The sequence below is a fragment of the Pseudomonas prosekii genome, from assembly GCF_900105155.1.
Lineage (GTDB): Bacteria > Pseudomonadota > Gammaproteobacteria > Pseudomonadales > Pseudomonadaceae > Aquipseudomonas > Aquipseudomonas prosekii.
The window spans coordinates 1581906-1594203 of the sequence record NZ_LT629762.1 but is presented as its reverse complement, the minus strand read 5'-3'; the positions used below and the strand labels follow the sequence as shown (position 1 = coordinate 1594203).

Annotated in this window: 13 protein-coding genes; 5 read left to right on the top strand and 8 right to left on the bottom strand. The window is 61.2% G+C overall.

Translation table 11 applies throughout. The features are described from left to right. Positions 1 to 33: 33 nt before the first annotated feature. The 5 genes from BLU01_RS07490 to BLU01_RS07470 form a co-directional block, all read right to left on the bottom strand. The gene (locus BLU01_RS07490) at positions 34 to 1056 is read right to left on the bottom strand and encodes an SIS domain-containing protein (RefSeq protein WP_092272837.1); all 1023 of its coding nucleotides are present in this window, start codon (positions 1054 to 1056) and stop codon (positions 34 to 36) included. Next, positions 1037 to 2143: an N-acetylglucosamine-6-phosphate deacetylase gene (gene nagA, locus BLU01_RS07485; RefSeq protein ID WP_092272834.1), complete on the bottom strand. Its 1107-nt coding sequence runs from the start codon at positions 2141 to 2143 to the stop codon at positions 1037 to 1039. Before nagA ends, BLU01_RS07490 begins: the two co-directional genes overlap by 20 nt. Before the next feature lie 33 nt (positions 2144 to 2176). Beyond that, positions 2177 to 2908, bottom strand: coding sequence for a GntR family transcriptional regulator (locus BLU01_RS07480; RefSeq protein ID WP_092272830.1), 732 nt, complete (start codon positions 2906 to 2908; stop codon positions 2177 to 2179). Positions 2909 to 3417: 509 nt separating this feature from the next. Then, entirely contained in the window at positions 3418 to 3921 is a 504-nt protein-coding gene (locus BLU01_RS07475) for a L,D-transpeptidase family protein (protein WP_092272827.1), read from the bottom strand. Between the two features lie 78 nt (positions 3922 to 3999). Next, on the bottom strand, positions 4000 to 4551 hold the full coding sequence (locus tag BLU01_RS07470) for an NUDIX hydrolase (RefSeq protein ID WP_092272824.1): 552 nt from the start codon (positions 4549 to 4551) through the stop codon (positions 4000 to 4002). Positions 4552 to 4697: 146 nt separating this feature from the next. Here BLU01_RS07470 and BLU01_RS07465 point away from each other — a divergent pair, with 146 nt between their 5' ends. The 5 genes from BLU01_RS07465 (at position 4698) to purT (ending at position 8417) form a co-directional block, all read left to right on the top strand. Continuing rightward, positions 4698 to 5297: a CoA pyrophosphatase gene (locus tag BLU01_RS07465; protein WP_092272821.1), complete on the top strand. Its 600-nt coding sequence runs from the start codon at positions 4698 to 4700 to the stop codon at positions 5295 to 5297. A 50-nt stretch (positions 5298 to 5347) separates the two neighbouring features. Continuing rightward, on the top strand, positions 5348 to 5872 hold the full coding sequence (locus tag BLU01_RS07460) for a gamma carbonic anhydrase family protein (RefSeq protein ID WP_092272818.1): 525 nt from the start codon (positions 5348 to 5350) through the stop codon (positions 5870 to 5872). After that, entirely contained in the window at positions 5869 to 6078 is a 210-nt protein-coding gene (locus BLU01_RS07455) for a DUF1289 domain-containing protein (protein WP_092272815.1), read from the top strand. The genes BLU01_RS07460 and BLU01_RS07455 overlap by 4 nt, the downstream gene beginning before the upstream one ends. A 589-nt stretch (positions 6079 to 6667) precedes the next feature. Continuing rightward, positions 6668 to 7135 (top strand): VUT family protein, encoded by a 468-nt coding sequence (locus BLU01_RS07450; RefSeq protein ID WP_092272811.1) that lies wholly within the window; start codon positions 6668 to 6670, stop codon positions 7133 to 7135. 100 nt (positions 7136 to 7235) lie between these two features. Further along, positions 7236 to 8417: a formate-dependent phosphoribosylglycinamide formyltransferase gene (purT, locus tag BLU01_RS07445; protein ID WP_092272808.1), complete on the top strand. Its 1182-nt coding sequence runs from the start codon at positions 7236 to 7238 to the stop codon at positions 8415 to 8417. A 100-nt stretch (positions 8418 to 8517) separates the two neighbouring features. On the opposite strand, the gene BLU01_RS07440 is transcribed toward purT, so the two are convergent. The 3 genes from BLU01_RS07440 to BLU01_RS07430 all read right to left on the bottom strand — a co-directional run bounded on the left by BLU01_RS07440 (position 8518) and on the right by BLU01_RS07430 (position 12261). Continuing rightward, a complete protein-coding gene (locus BLU01_RS07440; protein ID WP_092272805.1) occupies positions 8518 to 9834 on the bottom strand; it encodes an MFS transporter in 1317 nt (438 codons plus the stop codon). 366 nt (positions 9835 to 10200) lie between these two features. After that, complete coding sequence (locus BLU01_RS07435; protein WP_092272802.1) at positions 10201 to 11436, bottom strand: HlyC/CorC family transporter; 1236 nt, start codon at positions 11434 to 11436, stop codon at positions 10201 to 10203. Positions 11437 to 11448: 12 nt separating this feature from the next. Continuing rightward, positions 11449 to 12261 carry a cytochrome C assembly family protein gene (locus tag BLU01_RS07430; RefSeq protein ID WP_092272799.1) on the bottom strand — a complete coding sequence of 271 codons (813 nt, stop codon included), beginning with the start codon at positions 12259 to 12261 and terminating at the stop codon, positions 11449 to 11451. Positions 12262 to 12298: the final 37 nt, after the last annotated feature.

The window sequence follows — 12298 nt, the reverse complement described above, 5'->3', positions numbered from 1 at the left end:
ACAGGTTCAACAGGTTCAACAGGTTCAGTTGCTTCAATGAGTACGCGTGACTTTGCTCAGGTGCCGTGGCTGGTCCGGGTCCATGCCGCGGGCGACGGCCAGGCCGGCAGCCATCACATAGAAACTCTGAATCGCCAGAATCGGATCAAGCGCCGGATGTTCGGCACGGGTCAGGGTCAGGTCGCGTTCGCTGACGTCATCCGGCGCCGCCAGCAACACACGGGCGCCGCGTTGGCGCATGTCGGCGGCCAGGCTCAGCAGGCCGGCCTGCTCGGCGCCGCGCGGGGCGAACACCAGCAGCGGGTATTGCTCGCCGATCAACGCCATCGGGCCGTGGCGCACTTCGGCGCTGCTGAACGCTTCAGCCTGGATCGCCGAGGTTTCCTTGAACTTCAACGCGGCTTCCTGGGCGATGGCAAAACCGGCGCCACGGCCGATCACCATCAACCGCTCGCAATCGCGCAATGCATCGATGGCCAGGCGCCAATCCTGCTGCGCCGCTTCGCGCAAACCTTGTGGCAGTGCAGTGCCGGCTTCGAGCAATTCGATGTCCTCTTTCCAATGCGCGATCAACCGCGCGCTGGCGCTGAGGGTGGCGATAAAACTCTTGGTCGCGGCGACGCTGCTTTCGGTGCCGGCCAACAGCGGCAAGCTGAATTCACACGCCGCTTCCAGAGGCGAATCGGCGGCATTGACCATAGAAATGCTCAGCGCCCCGCGTTTGCGCAACAGCCGCAGACTGTTGACCAGATCGGGACTTTGCCCCGACTGCGAAAACGCGAACGCGACCTGACCGCTGACCTTCAACGGCGCTTGCTGCATGGTCACCACTGACATCGGCAACGACGCCACCGGAATCCCCAGTTGCTGCATGGTCAGGTAGGCGAAATAACTCGCGGCGTGGTCGGAGCTGCCGCGCGCGACGGTCATCGCCACTTGCGGCGGCTGACGGCGCAGGCGCCCGGCAATCTCGATCATCTGCGGGTCGAGTTGCTGCAATTGAGCCTGCACGGCCTCGAACGAGGACAACGCCTCTTCAAGCATTTTTGAAGTCAATGTCTTCTCCTTCGACCATGACGGCGGTCAATGTCAGTGAGCGGTCCAGACGCACGCAGTCGGCCCACGCGCCGGGTTGCAGGCGCCCGCGTTCGGTGATGCCGAGGTAGTCGGCGGGGAATTGCGAAAGACGTTGCGAGGCTTCGGCAATCGGCAAACCGATCTTCACCAGGTTGCGCAGCGCCTGATCCATGGTCAGCGTGCTGCCGGCGAGCGTGCCGTCGGCGAGGCGCACGCCGCCCAGGCATTTGGTCACGGTGTGGCTGCCGAGTTTGTATTCACCGTCGGGCATGCCCGCCGCAGCGGTCGAGTCGGTGACGCAATACAGGCACGGGATCGAGCGCAACGCGACGCGCATGGCGCCGGGGTGCACGTGCAGCAAATCGGGAATCAACTCGGCGTATTTCGCGTGGGCCAGCGCCGCGCCGACGATCCCCGGTTCGCGGTGATGCAGCGGGCTCATGGCGTTATACAGGTGAGTAAAACTGCTGGCGCCGGCCTCCAGCGCAGCGACGCCTTCCTCGTAACTGCCGAGGGTGTGGCCGATTTGCATGCGCACGCCGCGCGCACTGAGGGCGCGGATCAAGCCGTCGTGGCCGGCGATTTCCGGGGCGATAGTGATCACCCGAATCGGCGCCAGTGCGAGGTATTCCTCGACTTCGGCCATCAGCGCGGTGTGGGCGAAATTCGGTTGCGCGCCGAGTTTGCCGGGGTTGATGTACGGCCCTTCGAGGTGCACGCCGAGCACGCGGGCGCTGTTTTTTGGGCGCTGTTCGCAGAACTCGCCGACGGCTTTGAGCACGCCGGAAATCTCTGCGCTGGGCGCGGTCATGGTCGTCGCCAGCAGCGACGTGGTGCCGAAACGCACGTGGGTTCTGGTGATGGTTTCGAAGGCTGTCGCGCCCTCCATGATGTCTTTGCCGCCGCCGCCGTGAACGTGCAGGTCGATGAAACCCGGCAGCAGGTAAGGCAAGTCGTTGTCCGCCGGATCGCAGGGCACGCCTTCGATGGACACGACTTTGCCGTGTTGGTGAATCAGCCGGCCGCGAACCCAGCCGTGGGCGGTGAGGATATTGTCTTCGGACATTTCTGTTCTCGCTGTTTGACGACTTCGCCCGGTTTAGCGGCGCAGCTCTGCAACAAAGTCGTAGTAGTCGTTGCGGCAATAGGTGTCGGTGACTTCGATGGGCGTGTTGTCTTCCAGGTAGCCGACCCGGGTCATCAGCAACATCGCAGTGCCCGGCGCGATGCCGACCAGCGCGGCGAACTCGTCCGAGGCGTTGATCGCCTGGATGTGCTGCAAGGCGCGGACGATCGGTTTGCCGATGCCATCGAGAAATTCGTAAAGGGAATCGCCCACCGCTTGCGGCTTGGGAATGATCGAGGCGGGCAGGGTGCTCATCTCGATCGCCATCACCGTGTCATCGGCTTTGCGCAAACGCTTGAGCCGCGCCACTTTGTCGTTGGGCGAGAGGCCGAGGCGAATCAGTTCTTCGTGGGTCGGCGGGGTGATTTCGCGCTCCAGCCATTGCGAGCCGGGGACAAAACCTTTCAAGCGGAGCATCTCGCTGAACCCGGACAGGCGCGACAGTGGTTGTTCCAGGCGTGGCGTGATGAAGGTGCCGGAACCCTGATTGCGCCGGATCAGGCCTTGATCGAACAACACCTCCAGAGCCTTGCGTGCGGTAACGCGGGAAATGCCCAGCAATTCGCTGAGGCTGCGCTCGGACGGCATCGCCTGCTCGGCTTTCCACTGGCCGGCATGGATCGCCGCTTCCAGATTGCGCGCCAGTTGCAGGTACAACGGCGTCGGCTGAGAGTCGTCAGGACGTAGGGCCTGGATGTCATTCATGTAGGCTGTTTCCGATGCGGATGTTGGATTGTTGTCGCCCGGTTGTGGGACGAAAACTAATACCACTTGCATACCATGTCAATCAGGCCACTTGGCTCGATAGGCAATGAAATCGGGGCTTTCAGACGCGTCGGGAGGGTGTTGGCTTGAAATGGTATTACGGTGGGGGATTTTGCGGGCGAAGATCGCAGCCTGCGGCAATGCTTGCACCGGCAAGTGGTATCTCCACTGCCGGCGCTGCCGAGTGCTGCAATTTTTTGATTTATTTTGCGAAGGGCGACCGGAGGTAGCGTTCAGACCCTCTGTTTGAGCTGGCACAAAACTCTGTGGCGAGGGGGTTTACCCCCGTTGCACTGCGCAGCAGTGCCAAATTCTCCGGCGCAGGTCTCATCGACAAACCGCGTGTACTGACTTCACGACTGCTGCGCAGCCGGACGGGGGTAAACCCCCTCGCCACACATGCAGAGGATCTCAGGAAGAACGGATGCAAAACAACTTATGCAAAAAAGCTACGGGCGGATCTCGATCATCGTGCCATCCGGCACCAGTCCCCAGACTTCGCGCATGTCCATGTTGCGCATGGCGATGCAGCCATCGGTCCAGTCCAAGGTGTGAAAGAGGTTTTCCGGGTAGTCGTAGGTATCCGGCGTGCCGTGGATCATGATCATGCCGCCCGGCGGTACGCCTTCGCGGCGCGAGCGCTCGGTGTCGTCGCGGTTGGGGTAGGAAATGTGCATCGCCAGGTTGAAGCGGTCACTGACCTTGCGCCAGTCCACCCAATAAAAGCCTTCCGGCGTGCGCTTGTCGCCCTCCATCAGCTTCGCGCCACGCGGCTGTTTGCCCAGCGAGATGCGGTAAGTGCGCAACGGCTGGCCGTCGGCAATCAGTTGCAGTTGATGGGCCGATTTGAGCACCAGCACTTTATCGATGGTCTTGCCGTCCAGGGTGACCGTGGTGGAGGCCTGGGAAACGACAACAAACGACAGGCAAAACAAGGCAAGCAACCAGCGCATTGAAACGATATCCCTAGAGGTGTCGCGACATGATTAAGTTATAGACGGCTAATTCAAAGCTGCTTTGCGCGCAGACGCTTAAGTGATGGCAGCTTGCGCGAGCGGTGGGATCGACTCGGAACGCACCGGGTAGACCTCGGTCTGCCGGTCCGCGAAGAAGCATTCTAAGGTACGGCCCACGGTGCGGAAAGCCAGGTCGGACCAAGGGATGTCCGCCTCTTCGAAAAGCTGCACTTCGAGGCTTTCCGGACCGGCAGAAAAGTCCAGGTCGACCAGTTCGGCGCGGAAGAACACGTGCACCTGGCTGATGTGCGGCACGTCGATCAAGGTATAGATGCTCAATTCACGCACGCGGGCGCAGGCTTCTTCGGCAGTTTCGCGCACGGCGGCTTGCTCGATGGTCTCGCCGTTTTCCATGAAACCGGCGGGCAGCGTCCAGTAACCGAGTCGCGGCTCGATGGCGCGGCGGCACAGCAACACTTTTGAACCCCAGGTGGCGACGCAACCGGCGACGATGTTGGGATTCTGATAGTGAATGGTCTGACAGCTGTCGCAGACAAATCGCAGGCGCGAGTCGCCTTCGGGAATACGCTGGGTGACCGGGTTACCGCACTGGCTGCAAAATTTCATGCTTGGGTTCCTGGAGGCTGCGCCTATCTTGGCGTGCGGCGGTGGCAGTCGGCAAGTTGTCGTTTCACGACATGGCGCAGTTCGGGGGTTGGGCGGTCGGTTCGATTGGTGCATGATGCGAGGTAGCCAACAGATCGAGAGCACTCATGCTGGACGAGCTACTTCATCGGGTAAGCAACCACACGCCAACAACGCTGGAGACCGACAAGCGTTTCCCCGAAGCGGCGGTGCTGGTGCCGATCACCCGCAGCGACGAACCGGAACTGGTCCTGACCCTGCGCGCCAGCGGGCTCTCGACCCATGGCGGCGAAGTGGCTTTCCCCGGCGGGCGGCGGGACCCCGAAGACCCTGACCTGATATTCACCGCACTGCGTGAGGCCGAAGAAGAAATCGGCCTGCCGCCGGGGCTGGTCGAAGTGATCGGCCCGCTCAGCCCGCTGATTTCGCTGCACGGCATCAAAGTCACGCCTTACGTCGGGGTGGTCCCCGATTACGTCGAATACCTGGCCAACGATGCCGAAATCGCCGCGGTGTTCAGCGTGCCGCTGGAGTTCTTCCGCAAGGACCCGCGCGAACACACGCACCGCATCGATTACCAGGGCCGCAGTTGGTACGTGCCGAGTTATCGCTACGGCGAGTACAAGATCTGGGGTTTAACCGCGATCATGATCGTCGAATTGATCAACCTGCTGTACGACGCCGACATCAGCCTGCACCGTCCGCCGAAAAGCTTTATCAATACCTGAATCAATACCTGATGTGCACCCGCGGCTGCCTGAGCCTTGAGGATAACGAGATGAAATACCGCTTGGGCGATGCCCGTGTCGAAACCCATCCACAGAGCTGGGTCGCACCTAATGCCGTGCTGGTGGGCAAGGTCAAACTGGAAGAGGGCGCCAACGTCTGGTTCAACGCCGTGTTGCGCGGCGACAACGAACTGATCCTGATCGGCAAGAACAGCAACGTCCAGGACGGCACCGTGATGCACACCGACATGGGCTATCCGCTGACCATCGGCACCGGTGTGACCATCGGCCACAACGCCATGCTCCACGGCTGCAGCGTCGGCGATTACAGCCTGATCGGCATCAACGCGGTGATTCTCAACGGCGCGAAAATCGGCAAGAACTGCATCATCGGCGCCAACTCGCTGATTGGCGAAGGCAAGGAAATCCCCGACGGCTCGCTGGTCATGGGCTCGCCGGGCAAAGTGGTGCGCGAACTCACCGAGCCGCAGAAGAAAATGCTCGAAGCCAGCGCCGCGCACTATGTGCACAACTCGCAGCGTTACGCGCGCGATCTGGTCGAGCAGGAAGAATGAATCCTGCGGAAAGACCCGTGATGTCGCCGTGCGTAAGCATTTGTGCGCTGGACGAAGATGACATTTGCACCGGTTGCCAGCGCACGGTCGAAGAGATCACCCGCTGGAGCCGGATGGACAACGACGAGCGGCGCAAGGTGTTGGGGTTGTGCCATGAGCGGGCAAAATCCAGCGGTTTGATCTGGATGTTGCCTTCGAAATCCTGATTCGGCTTGAGATCGACCCCTCACCCTAACCCTCTCCCCGGGGGGGGAGAGGGGACTGACCGAGGTGTTCTTGGAGTTACATCGACCTGAAAGATTGTGCCGAACTCAGGTTCCGGAACAGCGGCTTTGGATTGAGCCGAGCACCTGAAAACACCGAAGATCGGCTCCCTTTCCCCTCTCCCCGGGGGGAGAGGGGACTGACCGAGGTGTTCCTGGAGTTACATCGACCTGAAAGACTGTGCCGAACTCAGGTTCCGGAAAGCGGCTTTGGATTGAGCCGAGCCCCTGAAAACACCGAAGATCGGCTCCCTTTCCCCTCTCCCTGGCGGGAGAGGGGACTGACCGAGGTGTTCCTGGAGTTACATCGACCTGAAAGACTGTGCCGAACTCGGGTTCCGGAACAGCGGCTTTGGATTGAGCCGAGCACCTGAAAACACCGAAGATCGGCTCCCTTTCCCCTCTCCCCACTGGGGAGAGGGCTGGGGTGAGGGGTGGCTCTTGAAGTCCGGCAACGATCTCAACATTTCCCTCCCTTGGCCCGACCTCACTCCCTGAAGTAACCTGTGCGCCAATTTCCCAGGTCGACCCCATGATTTTCCTGATTTCCTACATCAGCAGCGTCGTGCTGATCAACTACGCCTTTTCCACTGCGCCGCACCTCGACATCATCTGGTCGGCGTGGGGCGGCCTGGTGTTCGTGCTGCGCGACATGGTGCAGACCCGTTTCGGTCACGGCGCCATCGTCGCGATGCTGGCGGCGCTGGTGTTGTCCTACGTCACCTCCGATCCATCGATTGCGCTGGCCAGCGCCACCGCATTCGCGGTGTCCGAATGCATTGACTGGCTGGTGTTCAGCATCACCAAGCGGCCGTTGCACGATCGCCTGTGGATAAGTTCGGCGCTGAGCATCCCGCTCGACACCTTCATCTTTTTCGGCATGATCGACGCGTTCACCCCAGGCGTGATCCTCACCGCAATGGGCTCCAAGTTCGCCGGCGTCACCGCCGTGTGGCTGATCATGGCGTGGCGCCTGCGCAAACAGGCCGTCGCCGGCTGAAGCCAAACCCTGCAGTTCATGTAAAATGCCGCGCTTTCTCCCCATGGGAAGCGTGCCCGGCATTGCATCCCTCGATGATCCGCTTCTTTGAGGACCTGAGATGACCCGTATCGGAACTCCATTGTCGCCAACCGCGACCCGCGTAATGCTGTGTGGCTGTGGCGAGTTGGGCAAGGAAGTGGTGATCGAGCTGCAACGCCTGGGCGTTGAAGTGATTGCCGTCGATCGCTACGCCGACGCGCCGGCCATGCAAGTCGCGCATCGCAGCCACGTGATCAACATGCTCGACGGCGCCGCCCTGCGTGCGGTGATCGAAGCCGAAAAACCGCACTTCATCGTGCCGGAAATCGAAGCCATCGCCACCGCAACCCTGGTCGAACTGGAAGCCGAAGGCTTCACCGTGATCCCGACCGCGCGCGCCACCTCGCTGACCATGAACCGCGAAGGCATCCGTCGCTTGGCCGCCGAAGAGCTGGACCTGCCGACCTCGCCGTACCACTTCGCCGATACCTTCGAGGACTACAGCAAAGCCGTTGAAGACCTCGGTTTCCCGTGCGTGGTCAAACCGGTGATGAGTTCGTCGGGCAAGGGCCAGAGCCTGTTGCGCAGCGTCGATGACGTGAAAACCGCGTGGGATTACGCGCAAGAAGGTGGGCGTGCCGGTAAAGGGCGGGTAATCGTCGAAGGTTTTATCGATTTCGACTACGAAATCACCTTGCTCACCGTGCGCCACATTGGCGGCACCACGTTCTGCGCGCCGGTCGGTCACCGTCAGGAAAAGGGCGATTACCAGGAATCCTGGCAGCCGCAAGCCATGAGCCCGATTGCCTTGGCAGAATCCGAGCGCGTTGCCAAAGCCGTGACCGAGGCCTTGGGTGGCCGGGGTCTGTTTGGCGTCGAGTTGTTCATCAAGGGTGATCAGGTGTGGTTCAGCGAAGTTTCGCCGCGTCCGCATGACACCGGTCTGGTGACATTGATTTCTCAGGACCTGTCGCAGTTCGCGCTGCACGCGCGGGCGATTCTGGGCTTGCCGATTCCGTTGATCCGTCAGTTCGGGCCATCGGCTTCGGCGGTGATTCTGGTGGAAGGGCAGTCGACCCAGACCGCTTTCAGCAATCTGGGCGCGGCACTGAGCGAGCCGGACACGGCGTTGCGTTTGTTCGGCAAGCCTGAAGTCAACGGCCAGCGCCGGATGGGCGTGGCGTTGGCGCGCGATGAGTCGATTGAAGCGGCTCGCGCCAAAGCGACCCGTGCTTCGCAGGCAGTCGTAGTCGAGCTGTAACCGCGGCGCGGCCTTCGCGGGCAAGCCTCGCTCCTACAGGATCACGCCAAGGTTCGGCGGAGATCTGTAGGAGCGAGGCTTGCCCGCGAAGCTTTTTCTGTCAGGCCACCCGATTCAAATCGTTATTACGCGTCTCTTTCAAGCACAGCACCGCGATCAAACTCAGCACCGCCGCCCCCGACACATACCCGCCGACGTAGCTCAAACCACCCATCGCCACCAGTTTCTGCGCAAAGAACGGCGCCGCCGAGGCCCCGACAATGCCGCCGAGGTTGTAGGCCGCTGACGCCCCGGTATAACGCACATGCGTCGGAAACAGCTCCGGCAGCAGCGCACCCATCGGCGCAAACGTTACGCCCATCAGAAACAGTTCAATGCACAAGAACAGCGCGACGCCCCAGGTCGAACCCTGCGTCAGCAACGGCTCCATCAGGAAACCCGACAAAACCGCCAGCACGCCGCCGATGATCAGCACCGGTTTGCGCCCGTAACGGTCACTGGCCAGCGCTGACAACGGCGTTGCGGCGGCCATGAACAGCACCGCAAAACACAGCAGCGCGAGGAAGGTTTCGCGGGTGTAGCCGAGGGTCGACACGCCGTAACTCAGCGAAAAAACCGTCGAGATATAAAACAGCGCGTAGCAAACCACCATCGATCCGGCACCCAGCAACATCGGCGCCCAGTATTGGCTGAACAGCTCGACCAGCGGAATCTTCACCCGTTCCTGACGCGCCATGGCGTTGGCGAACACCGGGGTTTCGTGGAGTTTCAGGCGCACGTACAGGCCGACCATCACCAGCGCCGCGCTCAGCAGGAACGGAATGCGCCAGCCCCACGCGCGGAACTGCTCGTCGCTGAGGGTCATGGCCAGCGTCAGAAACAAACCGTTGGCCGCAAGGAAACCAATCGACGGCCCCAGCTGCGGAAACATGCCGAACCAGGCACGTTTGCCTTTCGGCGCATTCTCGGTCGCCAGCAACGCCGCGCCGCCCCATTCACCGCCCAATCCCAAGCCTTGGCCGAAGCGCAGCACACACAACAAAATCGGCGCCCAGGCGCCAATGCTGTCGTAACCCGGCAACACGCCGATCAGCGTTGTACAAACGCCCATCAACAGCAGCGATGCGACCAGCGTCGATTTGCGCCCGATGCGATCACCGAAATGGCCGAACAGCGCCGAGCCCAGCGGTCGCGCGAGAAACGCGATGCCGAAGGTGAGAAACGCCGAAAGCATTTGCGCGGTGCCGGAGGTCTGCGGAAAGAACACCGGCCCGATCACCAGCGCGGCGGCGGTGGCGTAGACGTAGAAGTCGTAGAACTCGATGGCCGTGCCGATGAAACTCGCAGTGGCCACGCGGGTGGCGGAGTTTGTCGGCGGGGCAGGCGTGGTGTCGCTATAAGCGGTGCTGGTGGTCATGCGTTGATCCCTGACAGTCATGCTCCAGTGGAGCGAATTATTATGGTCGAACACCCAGGGATGTGGGTTTGCAGCGGGGTGCGGGTAGCACAGGGGTAGGGCGGGGCTTGGGTAAGCGGATTCGATTATAGGAAGGTGGCTAATGATCGAACAAGTGACAAAGGGCTTGCGAAGACAACATGTAGCTGGCAATGCAGTTGTGGCGAGGGGATTTATCCCCGTTCGGCTGCGAAGCAGTCGCCAAGCCGGCATGCGCGGTGTATCAGGGAGCGCGCGGCGGCAGGTTTTGGCGCTGCTTCGCAACGCAACGGGGATAAATCCCCTCGCCACAGATAAATCACTTCAACAGGGGGAATGAGTCCGGCTTTAGATTAAAGCCGGGACTGAGCTGGTGTGCCAGATCAACACGCGCGTCACGCGGTTGTCTTCGGTCTCGAGAATCTCCAGCCGATAACGACCGATCTTCAGGCACACCGCGCTTTCCGGAATCGTCTCCAGCGCCTCGGTGACCAAGCCGTTAAGGGTTTTCGGCCCATCGCTGGGCAGGTGCCAACCGAGGCTTTTATTCAGATCACGAATCGACGCCGCGCCATCAATCATCAAGCGGCCGTCGGCCTGCGGATGAATGTGCGGGTTGTCGAGGCTGTGCTCGCTTTCGAATTCACCGACGATTTCTTCGAGAATGTCTTCCAGCGTGACAATCCCAAGCACTTCGCCGTACTCGTCGACCACCATGCCCAGGCGTCGCTGCTGCTTGTGAAAGTTCAGCAACTGCAATTGCAGCGGCGTGCTTTCCGGGACGAAATACGGTTCGTGACAGGCTGCCTGCAAGGCTTCCAGGGTCAGGCTCGCATCCGCCAGCAAATGGCGGATCTGCCGAGTGTTGAGCACCGCTTCGACCTGGTTGATGTCGCTGTGGAACACCGGCAAACGCGTGCGCCGGTTGCTGCGTAGTTGCTCGATGATTTCTTCGAGCGAGTCGTCGAGGTTGATCCCGTCGACGTCACTGCGCGGCACCAGAATGTCGTTGACCGTGATGTTGTCCAGCGCATGAATACCCGACAAGGCGTGTGGGCGAGTCGAAGCGTGTTCGTGTTCTTCGTGGCGATCCGTCGGCGCCTCGTCTTCGCTTTTTTGCACCACTTTCGCTTTGCGGGCGAACGGGCGCGTCAGCAATTGACTGAAGGCGTTGAGCAGCCACGCGGCGGGGTAGACCAGTTTCAGCGGCGTGCCGAGCAGCGTATTGCCCAACGCGAGGATTGCGTCCGGGTAGCGCACGGCCAAGGTGCGCGGCAGGTATTCGGCGAACACCAGCAACAGCACGCCAACCCCGAGGCAAGCGGCCCACGGACCGTTTTCGGCGAAGGTGAAAATCGCCAGCAAGGTGCTGATGATGATGGCCAGCACGCGGCACAAGGTGTTGCAAAAGATCAGGCTGTTGAGCGCGAAGCTCAGCTTCGCCACCGGTTTGTCTCTGGAGCGCGACGCCACGCGCTGCGCCAGCAAATGCTGTTGCGCGACTTCGATGGCGGTAAACAACCCCGACCACAAAATCAGCAGGGCGATCACCGCCAGCATCGGCCCTATGGGCAAGTCGTCCATTATTGCCGCCCGTCAGATGTGCAGAATGTATTCACGAACCAGCTTGCTGCCGAAATAGGCCAGCATCAGCAGGCAAAAACCGGCGAGGGTCCAGCGGATCGCCTTGTGCCCGCGCCAGCCGAGGCGGTTACGCCCCCACAGCAACACGCTGAACACAATCCACGCCAGACAGGCCAGCAGGGTTTTGTGCACCAGGTGTTGGGCGAACAGGTTCTCGACGAACAGCCAACCGGAAATCAGCGACAGCGACAGCAGGGTCCAACCGGCCCAGAGAAAGCCGAACAGCAGGCTTTCCATGGTTTGCAGTGGTGGGAAATTCTTGATCAGCCCGGACGGGTGCTTGTGCTTGAGCTGGTGATCTTGCACCAGCAGCAACAACGCCTGGAACACCGCGATGGTGAACATGCCGTAGGCGAGGATCGACAACAGAATGTGCGCGAGGATGCCGGGCTCTTCGTCGATCACCTGCACGGTGCCGGCGGGGGCGAATTGCGCCAGCAGCACAGTGGCCATCCCCAGCGGAAACAGCAGAACCAAAAGGTTTTCCACGGGAATTCGCGAGCAGGCCAGCAGCGTCAGGGCAATCACTGCTGCGGCGATCAGGCTGGCGGCACTGAAAAAGTCCAGGCCCAGGCCGATCGGCGTCAGCAAGTGGGTCAGCAGGCTGGCGCTATGAGCCAGCACCGCGAGCACGCCGAGCATGACCAGCAGGCGCTTGTTCGCCTTGGCGCCGGTGGCCAGACGAGTGCCTTGATAGAGAGTCGCAGCGGCATATAAGCAGGCGGCGGCGAGAGTGGTGAGCAAACTCGGTGACAAGGGGAGCATAAATCCTGTTAGGCAAGCCCGAAAGGCGCTGAGTTTG

Coding starts and splice junctions, on each gene's coding strand:
- nagA (WP_092272834.1), bottom strand. CDS start 2,143: ATGTCCGAAGACAATATCCTCACCGCCCACGGCTGGGTTCGCGGCCGG.
- BLU01_RS07480 (WP_092272830.1), bottom strand. CDS start 2,908: ATGAATGACATCCAGGCCCTACGTCCTGACGACTCTCAGCCGACGCCG.
- BLU01_RS07475 (WP_092272827.1), bottom strand. CDS start 3,921: ATGCGCTGGTTGCTTGCCTTGTTTTGCCTGTCGTTTGTTGTCGTTTCC.
- BLU01_RS07470 (WP_092272824.1), bottom strand. CDS start 4,551: ATGAAATTTTGCAGCCAGTGCGGTAACCCGGTCACCCAGCGTATTCCC.
- BLU01_RS07465 (WP_092272821.1), top strand. CDS start 4,698: ATGCTGGACGAGCTACTTCATCGGGTAAGCAACCACACGCCAACAACG.
- BLU01_RS07460 (WP_092272818.1), top strand. CDS start 5,348: ATGAAATACCGCTTGGGCGATGCCCGTGTCGAAACCCATCCACAGAGC.
- BLU01_RS07455 (WP_092272815.1), top strand. CDS start 5,869: ATGAATCCTGCGGAAAGACCCGTGATGTCGCCGTGCGTAAGCATTTGT.
- BLU01_RS07450 (WP_092272811.1), top strand. CDS start 6,668: ATGATTTTCCTGATTTCCTACATCAGCAGCGTCGTGCTGATCAACTAC.
- purT (WP_092272808.1), top strand. CDS start 7,236: ATGACCCGTATCGGAACTCCATTGTCGCCAACCGCGACCCGCGTAATG.
- BLU01_RS07440 (WP_092272805.1), bottom strand. CDS start 9,834: ATGACCACCAGCACCGCTTATAGCGACACCACGCCTGCCCCGCCGACA.
- BLU01_RS07435 (WP_092272802.1), bottom strand. CDS start 11,436: ATGGACGACTTGCCCATAGGGCCGATGCTGGCGGTGATCGCCCTGCTG.
- BLU01_RS07430 (WP_092272799.1), bottom strand. CDS start 12,261: ATGCTCCCCTTGTCACCGAGTTTGCTCACCACTCTCGCCGCCGCCTGC.